This window comes from Streptomyces nigrescens (genome assembly GCF_027626975.1).
Taxonomy (GTDB): Bacteria; Actinomycetota; Actinomycetes; order Streptomycetales; family Streptomycetaceae; genus Streptomyces; species Streptomyces nigrescens.
Map to the genome: position 1 here is coordinate 5,072,634 of NZ_CP114203.1, position 20,795 is coordinate 5,093,428.

Sequence of the window (20,795 nt, forward strand, 5' to 3'; positions counted from 1 at the left end):
GGGGCGCCAGGGACGGCCGGCCGGTGCCGTGACCGGGGGCGTCCGGTGCAGGCGCGCCGGAGACGGCCGGCCGGTGCCGCGACCGGGGCGCCCCGTGACCGGGCCGGCCGGAGGGGCCGCGGCCCCGGGCACCCCTCCGGCCCGACGATCGTTGCCCCGGGCGACACCTTGCCCGCATCCGCTCCGTCCGGGTTGCCACGACGGGGCGGATGTGGGGGAGGATGGCAGGGACCATACGAAGGGAATTCCACGGTGAGCATCGACCCGTCCTCGATTCCGAATTTCGGGGGCCAGCCCGAACCCGAGCCGTCGGGGCCTGATGGTCCCGTCGTGCCAGACCAGGACCTGGTCAAGCAGCTCCTCGACCAGATGGAGCTGAAGTACGTAGTCGACGAGGAGGGTGACCTCGCCGCCCCGTGGGAGCAGTTCCGCACGTACTTCATGTTCCGGGGCGAGGAGGAGCAGCAGATCTTCTCCGTCCGCACGTTCTATGACCGTCCCCACGGCATCGACGAGAAGTCGAAGCTGCTGGAGGCGATCGACGACTGGAACCGCCGGACGCTGTGGCCCAAGGCCTACACCCACACCCATGACGACGGCACGGTCCGTCTGATCGGTGAAGCATCGATGCTGATCGGCACCGGTGTCTCGCTCGAACACTTTGTGTCGAGCACGGTCAGCTGGGTCCGCGCCTCCATCGAATTCGACAAGTGGATCGTCGAGCAGCTCGGTCTGGAGGCCGAGATCGAAGGCGACTCCGACAAGAAGCAGGGTGACGACGAGGCCTGAGCCCGTCCGTCCCACACCCACCCCGCTGCGCGGGCCCCGGAGCTCATGTCTCCGGGGCTCGCGTCTGTTTGTGGCGGGGCAGTCAGCCGGGGGGCACGTGGAGGGCCACAGAATCAGTGAGGTGGGGATGTACTCCAGAAAATTCAGGCCATCGAGCGTCCCGCATTTTTTCGCGGAGGTGGGCGGGGTCGGTAAATTCTTCCGGTCCGGCCTCCATATTGAGTTCATCGATGACGTCCCCGTTTACAAGTCGTACATCGTCCGAAACCCTGAATCGCCAGACGCCCGGAATCTGCGTGAAGCGTTGGAGTACCTGCTTCGTGAGCGGTCTGCCACCGTAGCGGACTGGTACGAGCTGACCAGGGTCAACTTCTGGCGCGATGACCTTCTGTACGCCTACCTGCAGGATCTGTACGACTACTTCTACGGCGACCGCAAGGAGCCGCCGGAGTCCCCGGATGATGTCCCGCCGCCCGGCTACGGGGTTTGACGCCCCGTCGCACCACGATTTGCTCGTGGGGAGATCGGCTACGCCCGGTAGAGCTTCTGCAGTCGTTCCGCCGCCTCGCGTAGTACCGCCTCCTGCTTGCAGAAGGCGAAGCGGACGTAGGGGGCGCCCTGGGTCTTGTGGTCGTAGAAGACGGCGTTGGGGATGGCGACGACGCCTACGCGTTCGGGCAGGGCGCGGCAGAAGGCGAAGCCGTCGTCGTGGCCCAGCGGGCGGATGTCGGTGGTGATGAAGTAGGTGCCGGAGGGGCGGAAGACCTGGAAGCCGGCCGCGGTGAGGCCGGTGGCCAGGACGTCGCGCTTGGCGCGCAGGTCGTCGCGCAGTTCCGTGAAGTAGCTGTCGGGCAGGGCGAGTGCCTCGGCGACGGCGTATTGGAAGGGGCCCGCGGAGACGTACGTGAGGAACTGCTTGGCCGAGCGGACGGCGCCGACCAGCTCCGCGGGCGCGGTGACCCAGCCGACCTTCCAGCCGGTGAACGAGAAGGTCTTGCCGGCCGAGCCGATGGTGACGGTGCGCTCGCGCATCCCGGGGAACGAGGCGAGGGGGAGGTGCTCGCCCTCGAACACGAGGTGTTCGTAGACCTCGTCGGTGATGACGAGGAGGTCGCGCTCGCAGGCGAGGCGGGCGATCTCGGCGAGCTCCTCGCGGGACAGCACGGTGCCGGTGGGGTTGTGCGGGGTGTTGAGGAGGATCAGGCGGGTGTTGCCGGTGATGGCGTCGCGCAGTTCGTCCAGGTCGAGGCGGTAGGTGCCGGACTCGGCGTCCGCGCGCAGGGTCACCGGGACGCGGCGGCCGCCCGCCAGCGCGATACCGGCGGCGTAGGAGTCGTAGTAGGGCTCCAGCGCGATGACCTCGTCGCCCGGCTCCAGCAGCGCCAGCAGGGAGGCCGCGAGGGCTTCGGTGGCGCCCGCGGTGATCAGGACCTCGGTGTCGGGGTCGTAGGAGAGGCCGAGGTGGCCGTAGAAGCGCTGCTGGTGGGCGGCGACGGCGGTGCGCAGTTCGGGGATGCCGGGGCCGGGCGGGTACTGATTGCCGCGGCCGTCGCGCAGGGCACGCACCGCCGCCTCCCTGACTTCTTCCGGTCCGTCGGCGTCGGGGAAGCCCTGGCCGAGGTTGATGGAGCCGGTCCGTACGGCGAGTGCCGACATTTCGGCGAAGATCGTGGTGCCGAATTCGGCGAGGCGGCGGTTGAGCAGCGGTCGGTCCATGGGCGCCATCCTCCGCCGAACCTCTGGACTTCCTCAACTGTGCTTTGAGACGCCGGGGCCGGGGCATCAGCCCCGCACAGAGGAATGAGACGGCCGTCGACGAGGACGGTCCACGGCACCGGACGGTGCCGGAGCGGCGCACAGGGCGCCGGACGGAGCGGGTGCCTCGCTTCGGGGGAACGAAAGGAGTGTGAGGCAAATGGGGATTGTGGTTTTCGTGGTGATCTGCGCGGGGGTGATCGGCCTGGTTGCCCTGGCCTCGCGGAGCGGTTCCGGCGGGGGAAGCGGGCGGGGCTCCGGCGGGGGACGCGGACGTGGCTCCGGCGCGGCCGGCGCGGCCGGCGGCGGCTGGTGGGTCGGCAGTGACGGGGGTTCGGGCGGCGGCTGCGGCGGCGGTTCCTCCTGTGGTGGCGGTTCTTCCTGCGGCGGTGGAGGCGGTGGCGGAGGCGGCGGCTGCGGTGGTGGCGGTGGCGGCGGCTGCTGAGCCGACGGGCTGCTGAGCCAACGGTGCTGCGCGCCAACTCCATATGTGCGGATGGCTAGTTGCTTGTCGCATATGCGCCCGGCGGGTGTGGTCGAAAGGCCAACACCCGCTGGGCGCTTGGTCGTTGAACAACTGAACTGCAAGGCCCCCGAGCGGATGGAAACCCGGAGAAGATGGGTAAAAGCGCTGTGGGCGACGGGGCTTTCATGATTCCCTCTCCCCAGAGAATCCCCCACGTTCTCCGACCCCACGTGGGCACGAGCCGGCAGGCAGTCGTACATCCCTGATCCTTTTCGGGCGGGCCGGCCCACCATTCCACTGCGTGCTTGCGGAGCCGACCCATGCTCACCTCTTTGACGACGGCGTACACCGATACCCGTGCCTCCGACCTGGCCTGGGCGCTGGGCAGGGAACCCCTGCCCGCCCTCGCCGTACTCGATCTCCAACTCCAGGACGCCCAGGTGCAGTTGAGGCTGCTCGGCGCCTCTCACCAGGTGCTTCTCGAGGAGGAGCACGGCACCTGCTCCGAAACGGTCGCCTGTATGCCGGGCAGCAGCACACCGCTGCCGCTCGGGGTGGCGAAGCGGCTGGGGGACTGGGAGTACGAATTCGCCGCCCATGTGGAGACCCTCTCGCGCGGCTCGTTCGCCGGCCGTGCGCAGGAGTTGCTCGCGCTGGTGGCGGAGCATCCGCACGGTCTCGCCGGTACGTTCCCCGGTTCGCCGCACGCCTTCACCGCGATGCTGGCACAGCGTCAGCAGGGGCAGGTGCGCTGGCGGACCTGGCACGCGTATCCGCAGGAGGGCCGCCTGGTGGCCACCCGTACCCGGGTGGGCGTACGGGCGAGGGTCGCGGTGGTCTAGCGGGGCCGGGCGATAGTGACCGGTCCGGTCGGCAGCAGGGTGGTGGGGAGTGCGTGGTGCGAGGGGCGCGGAGGCTGTGCGCCGGGGGCGTGGGGGTTCAGGAGGGCGCGGATGGCGGGGAGTGTGCGGCCTGTGCGGCGCGGTGCGCCCTCGTGCCCCACGCTTAGCCAACGCTCCAATAGAGGGGTGTAGCCCGCGAGGTGTACTCGTGTGGGTGACGGAGCGCCACAGAATCGTCACGTAGCGTTCACTTTATGATCGACCCGCCAGAGTCCGCTCTCACCGGCGCTCCCAGCCCGCCGGAAGCCATGACACCGGCGCGACTGCCCGTGCCGGCCGGGCCCGGCCGGCTGCTCGTCCTCGCCGTCGTCTTCGTCTGCGCCGCCTGCGGTCTGGTCTACGAACTCGAACTGGTCGCCCTGGCCACGTACTTGGTGGGCGACTCCGTCACCCAGGCATCGGTCGTGCTGTCCGTCATGGTCTTCGCGATGGGCGTCGGCGCGCTGCTCGCCAAGCGGCTGCGCTGCCGGGCGGCGGTCGGCTTCGGCGCGGTGGAGGCCGGCCTCGCCCTGGTCGGCGGCAGCTCCGCGATGGCGCTCTACGCCTGCTACGCATGGTTCGGCCAGTCCCGCTCCGCGCTCGTCGGCTTCTCCCTGGCCATCGGCATCCTGATCGGCGCCGAGGTGCCGCTGCTGATGACGCTGATCCAGCGGGTGCGCCGGCAGGACGCGGGCGGCGCGGTCGCCGATCTCTTCGCCGCGGACTACGTCGGGGCGCTGGTCGGCGGTCTGGCCTTTCCCTTTCTGCTGCTGCCCGGCTTCGGCCAGCTGACCGGCGCGCTGCTCACCGGCGCGGTCAATGTGGTGGCCGGCGCCGTGCTGGTGCTGTGGCTGTTCCGCCGTGACCTCAGTGCCCGCGCCCGCTGGGCGCTCTTCGGCGCCAACGCGCTGGTCCTGGCGCTGCTCGCCTCGGGCGCGGCGCTGGCCACGCCGTTCGAACGGGCCGCCCGGCAGGCGGTGTACGGCTCATCGGCGCGGGTCGCGGTGCAGACCGGCGTCCAGGAGGTGGTGATGACCGGCGGGACGGGCGCCGGAGCCGGTGCGGGGCGGGGGAGGAAAGGTTCCGGCGCACCGCTGGCGCTGTATCTCGACGGCCGGCTCCGGGTCAGCGCGGAGACCGAGTTCCGCTACCACGAAGCGCTGGTGCACCCGGCGATGGCGGGCGGCCCGCACGGCCGGGTGCTGGTGCTCGGCGGCGGCGACGGCCTCGCGGTGCGCGAGATCCTCCGCTACCGCTCGGTCCGCTCGGTGACCGTCGTCGAACTCGACCCCGGCGTCCTGCGGTTGGCGCGCACCGACCCCGGTCTCGCGCGCCTCAACCGGCACTCGCTCGCCGACCCCCGGGTGCGGGTGGTGACCGCCGACGCCTTCGAGTGGCTGCGGCAGCAGGGCACGGGCGGTCCCGGGCGGCGGGCGGCGCCGTACGACGTCATCGTCTCCGATCTTCCCGACCCCGGGATCACCGCGAGCACCAAGCTCTACTCGCAGGAGTTCTACGGCCTCGCGGCGCGGTTGCTGGCCCGCGACGGGCGGCTGGTGGTGCACGCCGGGCCGCCGGTCGAGCGCTCGCGTCTGTACTGGACGGTGGAGTCGACGGTCCGGTCGGTGGGCCTGGCGACGGTTCCGTACCGGCTGTCCGGCCGGCCCGCGGCCTTCTCCGGCGGCCCGGACCGCTCGGCGGGCGCCGTCCCGCAGGTGGACGCGGAGGTGCCGGCCGCCGCGCCCTCGGCCGGGAACCGGTACTGGGGCTTCGTGCTGGCGGCGCGGCACCGGCCGTCGTTCGGTCTGGCGCCCGACGCACCCCCGCTGACCGGCCTCAGCGCCGAGGAGCTGCGGGCCGGCCGGCGGGCGGAGACCCACGACCGGCGGGCCGGGCTGCCGGCGTCGACGCTGATGCATCCGCGGTATCTGGACTGAGCAGAGCAAGAGGAGACGCGGTGGCGGCGGGCGCGGGCCACGCCGGACAACGGCCGGGGCCGGGCGGGTGCGGGGTGTGCGGCGGGCAGCGGTATGCGGCGGGTTCCGGCCCCGTGTCAGAAAGTTCCGCGTGGGCGGGCACGGGTCAGCGGGCGCTGGGTAGGCTCCCATGTCATGGAGCATGAGGTGTACGTTCCGTTTCCCGTCGGGACCGTGCGGCAGGCGCTCACCGAGCCGGAGCGGGTGGCGCGCTGTGTCCCAGGAGTCCAGCTCGACGCCGATGCCGCCCCCCACTGTCCGGAGGGCCGGCTGCGTCTGCGTATCGGAAGCTCCACCATCACCTATCGCGGCACGCTGACGGTCAGCGCCGCCGCGGACGAGGGACCCGGTGACGACGGTGCGGCCGCCGAGGTGACCGTCGAGGCCAAGGGCACCGAGGCGCGGGGCGACGGGGCGGTCGCGCTGACCCTGGCCGTACGGCTCTCCCCGGCCACCGAGCCCGGCCCCGGGACGATGCTGCGCTGCTCCGGCACGGTCCACCGCGACGGCAGGCTCGCCGAGGCCAGTGATCAGTCCGCCGCCACCGTGGGCCGCCGGCTGCTGGACCGCTTCGCGGAGAACCTGGCGGGCGATCTGCAGCGGCGGCCGGTGGCCGACGGCGGCGGACCGGCCGGTGACGCCGACGAGGCGGCCGGGTCCGGAGTGTTCGACACCGAGGTGCCGCCCCCGTCCCTCGACCCGGACGCCGACGACGACCCCGACGGGACGGCGGACCCCGTTGCGGCGGCCGAGGCCGGCGAGGACGCCGACGCGGGCGATTCCGCGGACGCGTTCCCTTCGGTGCACCCCGAGCACGGCTACGGCGACGAGGCGGACCGGCTCGCCCCCGCCGAGGCCGCGCACGCCCGCCGCACGATGATCGGGCGCAGCGCGGAAGAGGTCGATCACGCCCCGCCGCGCGGCCGGTACGCGCCGGTGCCCGCACCCGAGTCGAACGGCACCTCCGTGACCCTGCGCTGGGCGGCGCCCGCGGCCGCGGTGGTGCTGGCGTCCGCGGTGGTCGTCGGCCGGGTACTGCGCCGGCGCCGCTGACCCGGGCTCGCGGCCCGTGGCGGCCGCGCTCCGTACGGCGTCCCACGAGGCGCGCGGTGCGTCGCTAGGCTCGGTTCCGTGAGCACCGACAACACCACGCAGCGCGCGGCGCGGACGCCGGAGGGCGTGCGACTGGCCGCAGGCGACACCGAATTGACCGTCCGGCCGGACCACGGCTGCCGGATCGCGAGCCTCCGCGTCGGCGGTACGGAGCTGCTGCGGCAGGGCAGCAGGTATGGCTGTTTCCCGATGGTGCCGTGGTGCGGCCGGCTCGCCCACGGGCAGTTCCGCAACGGCGGCGAACTCCACCGGATGCCGCTCAACGCCGCGCCGCACGCCATCCACGGCACCGGCCGCGACCTGAGCTGGCGCACGGTGCGGACGAGCGCCACGGAGGGGGTCTTCACCTACGACCTCGCAGACCCGGCGGCGCCCTGGCCGTACCCGGGGCGGGTCACCCAGCTCGTCGAACTCGCCGAAGACGGCGGCTCGCTCACCCTCACCATGGGCGTCGAGGCGACCGCCGACTCCTTCCCCGGGCAGGCCGGCTGGCACCCCTGGTTCCTGCGGAACCTGGGGGAGGGCGGTGAGGACGTCTACCTCGACTTCGCGCCCGAGTGGCAGGAGGAGCGGGGCGCGGACCACCTCCCGACCGGCCGCCGGATCCCGCAGAAGCCGGGGCCCTGGGACGACTGCTTCGGGATGCCGCAGGGCGTGGCGGCCACACTCACCTGGCCGGGCCGCCTGGAGCTGAAGATCACCAGCCGCGCCGAATGGGCCGTGGTCTACGACGAGCAGGAGGAGGCGGTCTGCTTCGAGCCCCAGACCGGCCCGCCGGACGGCCTCAACACCCTGCCGCGCCTGGTCACCCCGATCGACCCGCTGGAGATCTCCATGACCTGGAGCTGGCGGAGCCTCGCGTGAGGCACCGCATAAGCTCGTGCGTATGAGTGACGACGTGCGCGGCGAGCTGCTGCAGCAGATCAAGGACAAGGCCGTGGTGCACGGCAAGGTGACGCTTTCTTCCGGCAAGGAGGCCGACTACTACATCGACCTGCGCCGGATCACCCTGGACGGCGAGGCCGCGCCGCTGGTCGGTCAGCTGATGCTGGACATCACCGCCGACCTGGACTACGAGGCGGTCGGCGGGCTGACGCTCGGTGCCGACCCGGTCGCGACCTCGATGCTGCACGCCTCCGCGGCGCGCGGCGGCCGGCTGGACTCCTTCGTCGTCCGCAAGGCGCAGAAGGCACACGGGATGCAGCGCCGTATCGAGGGCCCGGACATCACCGGCCGCCGGGTCCTGATCGTCGAGGACACCTCCACCACCGGCGGCTCGCCGCTGACCGCCGTCGAGGCGGCGCGTGAGGCGGGCGCCGAGGTCGTTGCGGTGGCAACGATCGTCGACCGTGGTGCCGCCTCGGCCATCGCCGAGGCCGGGCTGCCCTATATCACGGGCTACCAGCTGGGCGACCTCGGCCTGGGCTGAGGCCGGCGCCACGGTTGCGCCGGATCGGGGTAGTCCGCGCTTGACCTGCGGCGTTGCCGAGGGGCGGCTGGTTTCACGTGAAACCGGCCGCCCACGGAGTGGGACGGCCGGACAGGCAATGTGGAGCGGGAGGCCTTGTCTGGGAAGATGTGCACGGCGAAGTCCTCGCCCCCTGGTCAGGGCCCAGTACGCACACCCGCACACACAAGGAGCGGACAGATGCCCATCGCAACCCCCGAGGTCTACAACGAGATGCTCGACCGGGCGAAGGCAGGGAAGTTCGCCTACCCGGCCATCAACGTCACGTCGACGCAGACGCTGCACGCCGCACTGCGTGGCTTCGCCGAGGCCGAGAGCGACGGCATCATCCAGATCTCCACCGGTGGTGCGGAGTTCCTGGGCGGCCAGTACAACAAGGACATGGTGACCGGCGCGGTGGCGCTCGCCGAGTTCGCGCACGTGGTCGCCGACAAGTACGACATCACCGTCGCGCTGCACACCGACCACTGCCCCAAGGACAAGCTGGACGGCTACGTCCGTCCGCTGCTGGACATCTCCGCGGAGCGCGTCGCCAAGGGCCAGAACCCGCTGTTCCAGTCCCACATGTGGGACGGTTCGGCCGAGACCCTGGCCGACAACCTGGCCATCGGCCAGGAGCTGCTCGCCAAGGCCGCCGCCGCCAAGATCATCCTTGAGGTCGAGATCACCCCGACCGGTGGCGAGGAGGACGGCGTCACCCACGAGATCAACGACGAGCTCTACACCACGGTCGATGACGCGCTGCGCACCGCCGAGGCGCTGGGCCTGGGCGAGAAGGGCCGCTACCTGCTCGCCGCCTCCTTCGGCAATGTCCACGGCGTCTACAAGCCGGGCAATGTCGTGCTCCGTCCCGAGCTGCTGAAGGACCTCCAGGAGGGCGTGGGCGCCAAGTACGGCAAGGCCGCCCCGTTCGACTTCGTCTTCCACGGCGGCTCCGGCTCCACCGAGCAGGAGATCGCCACCGCGCTGGAGAACGGCGTGGTCAAGATGAACCTGGACACCGACACCCAGTACGCCTTCACCCGCCCGGTCGCGGACCACATGTTCCGCAACTACGACGGTGTGCTGAAGGTCGACGGCGAGGTCGGCAACAAGAAGACCTACGACCCGCGCAGCTGGGGCAAGCTGGCCGAGGCCGGTATGGCCAAGCGGGTCACCGAGGCCTGCGCCAACCTGCGCTCCACCGGCACCAAGATCAAGTAACCGGCGGGCCGCACCGCCGGCCGCCGCGCACCAGGGCTCCGCATCCGTCCGGGATGCGGAGCCTTCGTGCGCCCGGCCGGCCGCAGGGCGGGCGAGCGGGCGCGAGGGCGGGCATGCTCGCGGTATGAGCGAACCGAGTGCGCCCGGCGCGGTCCGGCTGGCCTCGGCACAGGGCCGGTGGGTGCTGCTGACGGCCGTGCTGGGGTCCGGGATGGCGCTGCTCGACGGCACGGTCGTCAATGTCGCCCTGCCCCGGATCGGCGAGGACCTCAACGCGGATCTGGCGGTCCTCCAGTGGACCGTCACGGCCTACCTGCTCACCCTCTCCTCGCTGATCCTGCTGGGCGGTGCGCTCGGCGACCGCTTCGGCCGGCGCCAGGTGTTCGTGATCGGCGTGGTGTGGTTCGCCGCGGCCTCGCTGCTGTGCGGGCTCGCACCGCATGCCGGGGTGCTGATCGCGGCCCGTGCGCTGCAGGGCGTCGGCGGGGCGCTGCTCACGCCCGGTTCGCTGGCGCTGATCCAGGCCGTCCTCCACCCCGACGACCGGGCACGCGGGGTCGGCGCCTGGTCGGGGCTCGGCGGGGTGGCCGCGGCGGTGGGCCCGTTCATCGGCGGCTGGCTGGTGGACGGCGCCGGCTGGCGCTGGGTGTTCTTCCTGAACGTGCCGCTGGCGGCGGTGTGCGTCCCGGTCGCGCTGCGGCACGTACCGGAGACCCGGGAGCGCGGGGCCCGCGCGCACCGCGGCTTCGACGTACGGGGCGCGGTACTGGGGGCGCTGGCACTGGCCGGGGTGACCTATGCGCTGATCGCCGCGCCGGACGGCGGCACCGGCCCCGGGGTGCTCGTCCCCGCGGTGGCCGGGGTGCTGCTCGGTGTGCTCTTCGTGCAGGTCGAACGGCGACGAACCGATCCGATGCTGCCGCCCGCCATCTTCCGTATCCGCCAGTTCTCCGCCATCAACGCGGTGACGGTCTGCGTCTACGCCGCCTTCAGCGGATTCTTCTTCCTGTCCGTGCTCCAGCTCCAGGTCGTGGTGGGGTACTCGGCCCTGCAGGCCGGTACCGCGCTGCTGCCCACCACCGTGCTGATGCTGCTGCTCTCCGCCCGCTCCGGAGAGCTGGGCCAGCGCATCGGCCCGCGCATCCCGCTCACCGTCGGACCGCTGCTGTGTGCCGCGGGGCTGCTGCTGATGATGCGGGTGGGCCAGGGCGCGTCCTACTTCGCCGATGTGCTGCCCGCGCTGGTGGTGATGGGCGCGGGGATGGTGACGCTGGTCGCGCCGCTCACCGCGACCGTGCTGGCGTCGGTGGACGTGGACCGGGCGGGCCTGGCCAGCGGCATCAACAATGCGGCGGCGCGGGCCGCGGGCCTGATGGCGGTGGCGGCGCTGCCCCTGCTCGCGGGCTTCGGCCCGGAGGCCTACCGCTCGGCGGACGCCTTCGGCGCGGCCTTCCTGCGCGCCATGCCGCTGTGTGCCGGCGTCCTGGTGGCCGGCGCACTGATCGCCTGGCTGACCGTACGCACCGACGCCCTACGCCCCGAACCGGGCGCCGAGGAGCCCTGCCACGCGAAAACGACCTTCCACTGCGGGGTGACCGCACCCCCACTGGACCCGGGCGAAACACGAAAAGACAACGCCCCACACGAGGGCTGACGCAAGCCCCCACCACCTCCAGAACTCCCACCCACGGGAGGGGACGGGCCGGAGGGGCAGGGTGTCCGGACGTAAAGCGAAGCAGTCCGGACACCCTGCCCCGGAGGCCCGTCACCGCACCCCGACAGCCCCGCGCAGCGGCCCCGGCCCGCCGCAGGCGCAACGGCGAGGGCACCGCGCAGCGGGCAACAAACGGCGAGAAACCCCCACGGCGGGACAGCCAAAAACGTGGTGAGGGGCCACCCCGCAGCGCACTGGCAAACTGGAACCATGCCCATTCACGAAAACCTTCTCGGGGGACCGCCCCCGACCCATCTGCCCGACGATCCCGAGCCCCGCGAGCTGCTCGCCGCGGGCACGGCACCGTCCGATGTCGCCGCGAAGTACCCGACCTCGTCCCTGGCCTGGGCGCAGCTTGCGGACGACGCGTTCGAGGGGGGCCGGGTCGTCGAGTCGTACGCCTACGCCCGCACCGGCTACCACCGCGGCCTGGACGCGCTGCGCCGGGCCGGCTGGAAGGGCCACGGCCCGGTGCCGTTCGAGCACGAGCCCAACCGCGGCTTCCTCCGGGCGCTGCACGCCCTCGCCCGCGCCGCCCAGTCGATCGGCGAGCAGGACGAGTACGAGCGCTGCTCGACCTTCCTGCGGGACTCCTCGCCGACCGCGGCCGACACCCTCTCCTGACGGGCCGCCGCCGGTCCCCGTAGCGGGGCCGCCGGCGCTGCTGCCAAGGAGCTCCCAGGTCAACGGGCCGGCCGCGATCGCGGTCGGCCCTTGCGCGGTCGCTGCCCAGCACCGATGATTTCAGTGGGCCGGGCCATCCCGTGCCCGAGGGGACCGGGGCTCCCGAGCCGACAAGGAAGGGGCGGACCGCTACCCGGTAGTTCGCACCTGAGGAGTCCCTCATGTCGCAGCCGTCTCCCACTGATCCCCCGGACCGCGGATCGACCGCGCCCGCCGGGTGCCCGGTATCGGCCGGCGCCGCCGAGTCCGACCCGCCCTTCGCCCCGGATCTGAGCATCGGCAGCAGCAGCACGACCCCGTACGAGGATTATGTTCAGGCGGGCGTCCTCACTCATCTGCAGCACCCGCTCTCCGAGGACCCCGGCGAGATGGTCTTCCTGGTCACCACCCAGGTCATGGAGCTGTGGTTCACGGTCATCGTCCATGAGTGGCGCACCGCCGCCGAGGCACTGCGCCGCGACGACCTGCCGGTGGTCATGGAGGCGCTGCGCCGCTCCACCTACGAGCTGGAGGCGCTGAACGCCGCCTGGAAGCCGCTCGCCCGGCTGACCCCGGCGCAGTTCAACGCCTACCGCAGCGCGCTCGGCGAAGGCTCCGGTTTCCAGTCGGCGATGTACCGGCGGATGGAGTTCCTGCTCGGCGAGAAGTCCGCGTCCATGCTGGTGCCGCACCGTGGTGCGCCGCGGGAGCACGCCGAGCTGGAGAAGGCCCTCCAGGAGCCCAGCCTGTGGGACGAGGTGCTGCGGATGCTCGCCCGGCGCGGCTGGGCGGTCCCCGAGGCCGTGCTGCAGCGGGACCCGGCGCAGCGTTACGAACCGGACCCGGCCGTCGAGGCCGTCTGGGCCGAGATCTACGCCGGTTCGCAGGACTCCGAGCTGGTCCGGCTCGGCGAGATGCTGACCGACATCGGCGAACTGATCCGCCGCTGGCGCAACGACCATCTGGTCGCGACCTGGCGGGCGATGGGAGCAAAAATGGGTACCGGTGGTTCCGCGGGCGTGGCCTGGCTGGAGAAGCGGGCACGCAAGAATGTCTTCCCCGAGCTGTGGACGGCGCGAAGCCATGTCTGAGACCCCCGAGTTCCCCGAGGCCACCGGCCGCACCGAGCCCGCCGGGGCCCGTGAACAGGCCGTGCGCGCCGCCGAGTTGGACGCCGCCGATCCGCTCGCCGCGGTCCGCGACCGCTTCGTCCTCGACCCCGCGCCCGATCACGCGTCCGGCGACGCCGATGTCTATCTCGACGGCAACTCGCTGGGCGCGCTGCCCCGCGGGGTGGCCGACCGGATAGCCGATGTCATCACCCGCGAGTGGGGGCAGCTGCGCATCCGGTCCTGGAACGAATCCGGCTGGTGGACCGCGCCCGAGCGGATCGGCGACAAGATCGCCCCGCTGATCGGGGCGGGACCGGGCCGGGTGGTGGTCGGCGACTCGACCAGCGTCAACCTCTTCAAGGCGCTGATCGGCGGCGTCCGTATGGCCGGCAAGGGCTGCACGGAGATCCTCGTCGATGCCACGACCTTCCCGACCGACGGCTATATCGCCCGCTCCGTGGCCCGGATGACCGGTCTCGCGGTGCGGCCGGTCGAGCCCGCGCGGATCGCCGACGAGGTCACCGAGCGGACCGCGCTGGCGCTGGTCAACCATGTCGACTACCGCACCGGCCGGCTCAACGACCTGCCCGGCATCACCCATGCGCTGCACTCCGCGGGCGCACTCGCCGTCTGGGACCTGTGCCACAGCGCCGGCGCGCTGCCGGTCGGCCTCGACGCCCACCATGTCGACCTCGCTGTCGGCTGTACGTACAAGTACCTCAACGGCGGCCCGGGTTCGCCCGCGTACCTCTACATCCGCGAGAGCCTCCAGGAGCGGTTCGAATCGCCGCTGCCGGGCTGGAACTCACACGCCGATCCGTTCGCGATGGATCCCACCTACGCCCCGGCCGACGGCATTCTGCGCGGCCGGGTCGGCACCCCCGACATCCTGTCGCTGCTCGCCCTGGAGGCGGCGCTGGAGGCCTGGGACGGGGTGTCCATCGAGGAGGTCCGCACCAAGAGCCTCGCCCTGACCGACTTCTTCCTGGAGTGCGTGGCGGCCTATGTGCCGCCGGGCAGCGTGCGCTCCCTCACGCCGTCCGACCACCAGTGGCGCGGCAGCCAGGTGTCGCTGGCGTGTTCCCCCAAGCTCTCCGCCACGGACGGGCAGGGCGGCACCCCGCTCGCCGGTGAGGTGATGGACGAGCTGATCCGGCGCGGGGTGGTCGGCGACTTCCGGTACCCCGATGTGCTGCGCTTCGGCTTCACCCCGCTCTACACCTCCTTCGCGGACGCGGAGCGGGCGGCGCGGGTGCTCGGTGAGGTGCTGGGGGCGCTGCCCGAGGTGGAGTCGGGGGCGTCCGGGGCCGCCGGGTGAGTGTGGCGGACGAGGAGCCGGCGCTGCTGGGGCTCGCCCCGGTGGCGCCGGACCGGACGGTGGCGTACGGGCCGCATCCGGACCAGCTCGTCGACGTCTACGCGCCGCGGGCGGGCGACGGCGGACGGGCGGCGGTCCGCGGGCCGCTGGTCGTCCTGCTGCACGGCGGGTTCTGGCGCGCGGCCTACGACCGGCGCCATCTCTCGCCGCTCGCCGCCGAACTGGCCGGGCAGGGGATGCCGGTCGCGCTGGCCGAGTACCGCAGGGTCGGCGCGGGCGGCGGGGCGCCTCAGACCTTCGAGGACGTCACGGCGGCCATCGGCGCCGCCCACGCGGAGCTGGCGCGGACCGTGGCGGACCCCGCCGTGGTCCTCGTCGGGCACTCGGCGGGCGGCCATCTCGCGCTGCTCGCCGCCGCCCGCCCCGGCACCCCGGTGACCCGCGTCCTCGCGGTCTCACCGGTCGCCGATCTCGCCCGGGCCCATGAGCTGGGTCTGAGCGACGGTGCGGTCGCCGAGCTGCTCGGCGCCGGGCCCGGTCTGCCGGAACGCCTCGCCGCGGCCGACCCGGCGCGCCATCCGCCGGCCGGCGTCCCGGTCACGATCCTGCACGGCACCGACGACCCGGACGTCCCGGTGGAGCTCTCCCGCCGCTACGCGGCGCGGAACCCCGGCACCACGGACCTGCGTGAGCTGCCCGGCGTCGGCCACTACGCCCCCGTCACCCCCGGCAGCCCCAGCTGTCACACACTTGTCGGTTGCCTGAGCTGACCATGTAGTACTTGAGGCGGATCCCCGCAGATCCCCACTGGTGGGGACGCCCGGGGGGCCGCCGTTGCTTACCGTTGTCAGCGTGAACGAGACGACCCAGAAGCAGGACTCTTTGCACTCGGAGGCACGGATAGCCCATGGCGTGCTGCACCGGCTGCGCCAGGACCTGTTCGTCGACGCCTTCGCCTTCCGCCCGCTGCCCCCGCTGGAAGATGCCAAGATCTCCCGGTGGGTGCCGTGGCTGCCCGAGCGGCTGCGACGCTGGGCGCGCTGGCTGCCGCATGTGACCGTCGGCTTCTTCTCGGCTTTCGTCCTCCTGGTGGACCTGGCCAGCTCCGGCCCCGGCCCGCTGCACGGCATGGTGGCCGCCGGCTTCTCCCTGCTGCTCGCCGCGCCGCCGATGCTCACCCTCTTCCGCCCGGTGGGCGCCTACTGGCTGTCGTTGGCCGCGTTCGCCGTCGCGTCGTTCGCCGAGGCGGCCTCCCCGTTCGCCAACCTCTTCTCGAACGGCGCCTTCGCCACCCACGTCATGGTGATGGTCCTCGTGGTGCTGCGCACCCGGCCGCGGCTGGCCATGGAGATGTGGCTGGTCACCTTTGCCGTGGCGGCGGTCCTGACCGTACTGACCGGCACGGACCCGGGTGATCCGGCGCCGGTGGCGGTCTTCTGCGGAGTGATCCTGATCTCCGCCGCCGCGGTCCGTGCCTGGCGCGAGGAGCGCCAACAGGTCGTCAAGACGCAGACCGTCACCGAGGAGGAGCGCACCCGGCGGACGCTCCTGGAGGAGCGGGCCCTGATCGCACGCGAGCTGCACGACGTGGTGGCCCACCACATGTCCGTCATCGCCATCCAGGCCGAGGCGGCCCCCTACCGCGTCAAGGACACCCCGCCCGAGCTCGCCACGTCCTTCGCGACGATCCGGGAGAACGCCGTCGCCGCGCTCGCCGAGTTGCGCCGCATCCTCGGCGTGGTGCGCTCCGCCGACCCGGACGCCTTCGCCGAGAGCGACCCGGAGGCCCCGCAGCCGACGCTCGGCCACCTCGACTCGCTGCTCGACAGCGTCCGCGGTGCCGGGCTGACCGTCGAGGCCGTGATCACCGGTTCGCCCCGGCCGCTGCCGCAGGGCGTCGAGCTGTCCGCGTACCGGATCGTGCAGGAGGGGCTGAGCAACGCGCTGCGGCACTCGCCGGGCGCCGACGCCCGGGTGGAGATCTCCTATGTGCTGGGCGGGCTGGGCGTGCGGATCGTCAACGGGGCGCCCAGCCGGCTGGCCAAGCCGTCCCCGGGCGCGGGGCACGGAGTGCTGGGCATGCGGGAGCGGGTACAAATGCTGGGCGGCGAGATGACGGCCGACCACACCGAGGACGGCGGCTTCGAGGTCGCGGCGTTCATCCCGGTGGCGAACACAACGGGCGAGAAGAAGGCTGGGGGAGCACGCGCATGATCCGGGTATTGATCGTCGACGATCAGGTGATGGTCCGGGAGGGCTTCTCCGTCCTGCTCAACGCCATGCCGGACATCGAGGTCGTCGGGGAGGCGGTCGACGGCCGCGAGGCGGTGCGCAAGGTCGCCGTCCTCAAGCCCGATGTCGTCCTGATGGACATCCGGATGCCGGAGATGAACGGCCTGGAGGCGACCCGCGAGATCGTGGCCGCCGACGAGGGTGCCAAGGTCCTGGTGCTGACCACCTTCGATCTGGACGAGTACGTCTACCAGGCGCTGCGCTCGGGGGCCAGCGGCTTCCTCCTCAAGGACGCCTCGGCCGGCCAGCTCGCCGACGGCGTCCGCATCGTCGCCTCCGGCGAGGCGCTGCTCGCCCCCACCGTCACCAAGCGCCTGATCTCCGAGTTCTCCCGCCTCGGCACGCCCCGCGCCCCCGCCCAGGAGCGCATCGCCGACCTCACCGAGCGCGAGACCGAGGTCCTGGTGCTGGTCGCCCAGGGCCTGTCGAACGGGGAGATCGCCGAGCATCTCGTGGTCGCCGAGTCCACGGTGAAGACGCATGTCAGCCGCATCCTGGTGAAGCTGGGACTGCGCGACCGCACCCAGGCCGCGGTGTTCGCGTACGAGGCGCGGCTGGTGACGCCGGGGGGCTGAGCGCTCCGGGCGGGACGTGCGAGGGCCGCCGGCGATCGGAACCGCCGGCGGCCCGTGCGTACGGCCGTCTACGGCTGCGGGACCTCCCGCAGCAGCTTCGAGCTCCACGGGCACCAGATCAGTCCGGGCAGGAACGGCCCGCCGGCCTCGTCCAGATGCTCTTCGACATAGGGCGTGGTGGCGTCACAGACCTCGATGGCGAAGTCGAAGAAGTCGATCGTCTCCGGGCGGAGATGGAAGCTCCAGCGCCAGTTGTACGGGGCGGGGCGCTTGTCGATCCGGCCGATGACATGGGGCTCCGAGCTGGTCGCACCGCTCAGCAGATCCCGGGCGTGCTGGATCTTGCGCGGGTCGGTGAGCTTGATGACGAATTCCGCGCGGGTGACATCGGTCATCACGAAGTAGGCCGCCGAGTCGACCCGGTGGGGCTGCGCGGCGTCGCTCGTCTGCTTCCCCTGGGCCGGTCCGGCCGCCGTGACGGCGAGCAGTGCCGCCGCCGCGAGAATGCCGATCTTGGTGGTGATACGTCGCATGAACCCCTCCGGTGCCGCGGGTCGTGGTCACGACCGTGCACACGGAAAGTAACGGGTTGGTCACCAAGTGCTCCAGAGTTACTGCGAGTTAACACACCGCCAGGTGAAATGGCGAACAGTGACTGGCGGTTGGTCACGTCATGTGCTGTATCCACACCCTGTGGACGGCGAGGCGCCGACTCACCACGCGTACGGAAGTGCGCCGCCGGAGTCCGCTACAGCTCCGACGGCGCACGTCTTCAGGGGCGGCCGGCCGTGGGACGACGGGCCGCCGGGGGATCAGCCGATGTCGCGCCGGCGCACCCCCACCAGGCCCAGGAGGGCGAAGAGGGCGGAGAGCGCCAGCAGCCAGACGAACGGGGCGGCGGTGGCATCCGCGCCGGGGAGCTTGGGGAGATGGCTGTACGGGGAGAGATTCATCGCCCACGGAGGGAACTTGAGCGAGGGGCCGAGCCAGCCGATGGCCAGGCAGCCGCCGACGAGCGCCCAGACGGCGGGGGTGGCCTTCGGGAACAGCCCGAAGACGAGGACCGCCAGACCGGTGAGCGTCCAGACCGCCGGGACCTGGGAGAGCGCCGCGGCCAGCACCGGGCCCAGTTGGCCGCCGAGGTCGTCGGCCGAAAGGCCGTGGGCCAGGCCCAGGGCCAGGCCGCCGGAGGCCAGGATGACGGCGGTGCCCCCGTACGCGATGACCAGGTGGCTGCCGGCCCAGCGGAGCCGGCCCACCGCACCGGCCAGCACCGGCTCCGCGCGCTCCCCGGTCTCCTCGCCGCGCAGCCGGAGCACCGCACCGGCCGCGTAGAGCGACGCGACCATGCCGAGCAGTCCGGCCATGGTGGCCAGGAAGGCGTCGGTCAGGCCCTGTTGGCCGCCCATCCGCTCGACGATCTCGCGGGTCTGCTGATTGCCGCCGACCAGGTCGGAGGCGCCCTCGGCGATCCCGCCGAAGACCGCGCCGGCGCACAGGAAGCCGGTCGTCCAGCCCAGCAGGGTGGTGCGCTGGAGCCGCCAGGCCAGGCCGAAGGGACCGCTCAGGGAGCGCGGTGCGAGCGCTGGTCCGGGGCGGGCGGGCAGGAAGCTCATGCCGAGGTCGCGGCGGGCGGTCAGCGCGTAGGCGGCGGAGCCGGCCAGGGCGGTCGCCGCGAGGAAGAGCAGCAGGATCCACCAGCGTTCACCGGCGTACGGGCGGAGGTTCTCCGACCAGCCGATCGGGGAGAGCCAGGTGAGCGGGGAGGTGGCATCGGCCGTCGCGGCATCCCCCGCGGCGCGCAGGGCGAAGGCGAGGCCCAGGACCGCGCCGGTCAGCCCCTTGGCCAGCCGTGCGCTCTCGGTGAGTTGGGCGGCGATGGCGGCCAGGCCGGCGAAGAGCGTGCCGGTGCCGCCGATGGCCAGGCCGAGGGCGAGCGAACCGGCGGCCGGCCGGCCGGACAGGGCCGTCCCGCCCGCGATCAGCGCCGCGAGCAGGGAGTTGGCGATCAGGGCGGTCAGCAGGGCCGCGGTCAGCGGTGCCCGGCGGCCCACCATCGCGGCGGAGAGCAGTTCCTGACGGCCCGTCTCCTCCTCCTCGCGGGTGTGCCGGACCACGATCAGCAGACTCATCACCGCGGCGAGGACGGCGCCGAAGCCGGCCATCCGCCAGGCGACCAGACCGCCGACGGAGTCGCTGAAGACCGGTCCGTACAGCGCGCGCATCGAGCCGTTGTGGTTCATCGAGGCGGCCAGTCCGGCGCGCTGGGCGGCGGTGTCGTAGACCGCCTCGAAGGACGCGCCCATGGCGGCGACGGTCAGGCCCAGTGCCAGCACCCAGGCCGGGATCATCAGCCGGTCGCGGCGCAGCGCAAGGCGCAACAGGGTGCCGGTGCCCGCCAGATGGCGGGGGCGTGCGGCGCGGACGGGACGGGCCGCGGTCACGGCGGTCATCGCGCGACCGCCTCTCCGGTGCGGGCGTCGTCCTGGTAGTGGCGCAGAAAGAGCTCTTCCAGAGTGGGCGGGGTGCTGGTGAGGCTGCGGACGCCGGAGGTGCCGAGCGAGTGGAGCACGGCGTCGAGCTTGTCGGTGTCCACCTGGAGGCGGACGCGGTGGCCCTGGCTCCCCCGGATCGGCTGGGCGGACAGGCCGTGGACGCCGGGGAGGGAAGCCAGCCCGTTGGGCGGCCCGGCGAGTTCGGCGATGACCGAGGTGCGGGTCAGATGCCGCAGCTCGCCCAGTGAGCCGGATTCGACGGTCCGTCCCTTGCGGATGATGCTGACGCGGTCGCAGAGCGCCTCGACCTCGGACAGCACATGGCTGGAGAGCAGGACCGTACGGCCGCGGTCGCGCTCCTCGGCGACGCAGCTCTGGAAGACCTCCTCCATCAGCGGGTCGAGCCCGGAGGTCGGCTCGTCGAGGATGAGCAGATCGACGTCGGAGGCGAAGGCGGCGACCAGGGCGACCTTCTGGCGGTTGCCCTTGGAGTACGTCCGCCCCTTCTTGGTGGGGTCGAGTTCGAAGCGCTCCAGCAGCTCGGCCCGGCGCGCGGCGTCGAGTCCTCCGCGCAGCCGGCCGTAGAGGTCGATGACCTCGCCGCCGGAGAGGTTGCGCCACAGGGTCACATCGCCGGGGACATAGGCGATACGGCGGTGCAGCTCGACGGCGTCCTGCCAGGGGTCCTTGCCCAGGAGCCGGGCCGTGCCGCCGTCGGCGCGCAGCAGGCCGAGCAGTACCCGGATCGTCGTGGACTTGCCGGCGCCGTTGGGCCCGAGGAAGCCGTGTACCTCACCGGCCGCCACCTGCAGATCGAGGCCGTCCAGCGCATGGGTGCGGCCGAAGGACTTGTGGAGACCGTCGACCCGGATCGCGGGGGCGGTGGAGATTGCCTTGGTCATGATTTTGAAGCTACGCTAGATTCACAAATTTGTGAAGTTAAGAAACCGTATAAACTTGGGGTGGGTGGCTCTG

The 20,795-nt window shown here is 72.2% G+C and carries 19 protein-coding genes; 15 read left to right on the forward strand and 4 right to left on the reverse strand.

All coding sequences use genetic code 11. The annotated features are described in order from the left end of the window. Nucleotides 1-252 precede the first annotated feature (252 nt). Together STRNI_RS22680 and STRNI_RS22685 are read left to right on the forward strand one after the other, a co-directional pair. Complete coding sequence (locus tag STRNI_RS22680; RefSeq protein ID WP_026170115.1) at nucleotides 253-789, forward strand: YbjN domain-containing protein; 537 nt, start codon at nucleotides 253-255, stop codon at nucleotides 787-789. 127 nt (nucleotides 790-916) lie between these two features. Continuing rightward, nucleotides 917-1,279 (forward strand): hypothetical protein, encoded by a 363-nt coding sequence (locus STRNI_RS22685; protein ID WP_277413311.1) that lies wholly within the window; start codon nucleotides 917-919, stop codon nucleotides 1,277-1,279. Nucleotides 1,280-1,317: 38 nt separating this feature from the next. Here the strand turns inward: STRNI_RS22685 and STRNI_RS22690 are convergent, their stop codons facing one another. After that, nucleotides 1,318-2,505, reverse strand: coding sequence for a pyridoxal phosphate-dependent aminotransferase (locus STRNI_RS22690; RefSeq protein ID WP_159487595.1), 1,188 nt, complete (start codon nucleotides 2,503-2,505; stop codon nucleotides 1,318-1,320). 825 nt (nucleotides 2,506-3,330) lie between these two features. Here STRNI_RS22690 and STRNI_RS22695 point away from each other — a divergent pair. From STRNI_RS22695 to STRNI_RS22755, 13 genes are all read left to right on the forward strand, one after another. Then, nucleotides 3,331-3,852, forward strand: coding sequence for a DUF2617 family protein (locus STRNI_RS22695; RefSeq protein WP_159487596.1), 522 nt, complete (start codon nucleotides 3,331-3,333; stop codon nucleotides 3,850-3,852). A gap of 254 nt (nucleotides 3,853-4,106) precedes the next feature. Next, on the forward strand, nucleotides 4,107-5,828 hold the full coding sequence (locus STRNI_RS22700; RefSeq protein ID WP_159487597.1) for a polyamine aminopropyltransferase: 1,722 nt from the start codon (nucleotides 4,107-4,109) through the stop codon (nucleotides 5,826-5,828). Nucleotides 5,829-6,002: 174 nt separating this feature from the next. Continuing rightward, nucleotides 6,003-6,920 (forward strand): SRPBCC domain-containing protein, encoded by a 918-nt coding sequence (locus tag STRNI_RS22705; protein ID WP_274736764.1) that lies wholly within the window; start codon nucleotides 6,003-6,005, stop codon nucleotides 6,918-6,920. A 78-nt stretch (nucleotides 6,921-6,998) separates the two neighbouring features. Next, a complete protein-coding gene (locus STRNI_RS22710) occupies nucleotides 6,999-7,844 on the forward strand; it encodes an aldose epimerase family protein (protein WP_159487599.1) in 846 nt (281 codons plus the stop codon). A 22-nt stretch (nucleotides 7,845-7,866) separates the two neighbouring features. Beyond that, nucleotides 7,867-8,409, forward strand: a complete 543-nt coding sequence (gene pyrE / locus STRNI_RS22715) for an orotate phosphoribosyltransferase (protein WP_018092411.1) — start codon at nucleotides 7,867-7,869, stop codon at nucleotides 8,407-8,409. Nucleotides 8,410-8,628: 219 nt separating this feature from the next. Next, a complete protein-coding gene (gene fbaA, locus STRNI_RS22720; RefSeq protein WP_018092412.1) occupies nucleotides 8,629-9,651 on the forward strand; it encodes a class II fructose-bisphosphate aldolase in 1,023 nt (340 codons plus the stop codon). Nucleotides 9,652-9,775: 124 nt separating this feature from the next. Beyond that, entirely contained in the window at nucleotides 9,776-11,305 is a 1,530-nt protein-coding gene (locus STRNI_RS22725; protein ID WP_277411922.1) for an MFS transporter, read from the forward strand. 270 nt (nucleotides 11,306-11,575) lie between these two features. Continuing rightward, entirely contained in the window at nucleotides 11,576-11,989 is a 414-nt protein-coding gene (locus tag STRNI_RS22730; protein WP_018092618.1) for a DUF3151 domain-containing protein, read from the forward strand. Between the two features lie 221 nt (nucleotides 11,990-12,210). Further along, nucleotides 12,211-13,119 (forward strand): tryptophan 2,3-dioxygenase family protein, encoded by a 909-nt coding sequence (locus tag STRNI_RS22735; protein ID WP_277411923.1) that lies wholly within the window; start codon nucleotides 12,211-12,213, stop codon nucleotides 13,117-13,119. Further along, complete coding sequence (gene kynU / locus STRNI_RS22740) at nucleotides 13,112-14,458, forward strand: kynureninase (protein ID WP_174876373.1); 1,347 nt, start codon at nucleotides 13,112-13,114, stop codon at nucleotides 14,456-14,458. The genes STRNI_RS22735 and kynU overlap by 8 nt, the downstream gene beginning before the upstream one ends. Beyond that, nucleotides 14,455-15,228, forward strand: a complete 774-nt coding sequence (locus STRNI_RS22745) for an alpha/beta hydrolase family protein (RefSeq protein WP_277411924.1) — start codon at nucleotides 14,455-14,457, stop codon at nucleotides 15,226-15,228. Before kynU ends, STRNI_RS22745 begins: the two co-directional genes overlap by 4 nt. 82 nt (nucleotides 15,229-15,310) lie before the next feature. After that, nucleotides 15,311-16,672: a sensor histidine kinase gene (locus STRNI_RS22750; protein ID WP_026170159.1), complete on the forward strand. Its 1,362-nt coding sequence runs from the start codon at nucleotides 15,311-15,313 to the stop codon at nucleotides 16,670-16,672. Further along, nucleotides 16,669-17,325: a response regulator gene (locus STRNI_RS22755; RefSeq protein WP_018092623.1), complete on the forward strand. Its 657-nt coding sequence runs from the start codon at nucleotides 16,669-16,671 to the stop codon at nucleotides 17,323-17,325. Before STRNI_RS22750 ends, STRNI_RS22755 begins: the two co-directional genes overlap by 4 nt. A 68-nt stretch (nucleotides 17,326-17,393) precedes the next feature. Here the strand turns inward: STRNI_RS22755 and STRNI_RS22760 are convergent, their stop codons facing one another. The 3 genes from STRNI_RS22760 to STRNI_RS22770 all read right to left on the reverse strand — a co-directional run bounded on the left by STRNI_RS22760 (nucleotide 17,394) and on the right by STRNI_RS22770 (nucleotide 20,722). Beyond that, entirely contained in the window at nucleotides 17,394-17,858 is a 465-nt protein-coding gene (locus STRNI_RS22760) for a BP74-related protein (protein WP_018092624.1), read from the reverse strand. 279 nt (nucleotides 17,859-18,137) lie between these two features. Beyond that, nucleotides 18,138-19,778, reverse strand: coding sequence for an ABC transporter permease (locus STRNI_RS22765; protein ID WP_159487601.1), 1,641 nt, complete (start codon nucleotides 19,776-19,778; stop codon nucleotides 18,138-18,140). After that, entirely contained in the window at nucleotides 19,775-20,722 is a 948-nt protein-coding gene (locus tag STRNI_RS22770; RefSeq protein ID WP_018092626.1) for an ABC transporter ATP-binding protein, read from the reverse strand. The genes STRNI_RS22765 and STRNI_RS22770 overlap by 4 nt, the downstream gene beginning before the upstream one ends. Nucleotides 20,723-20,795: the final 73 nt, after the last annotated feature.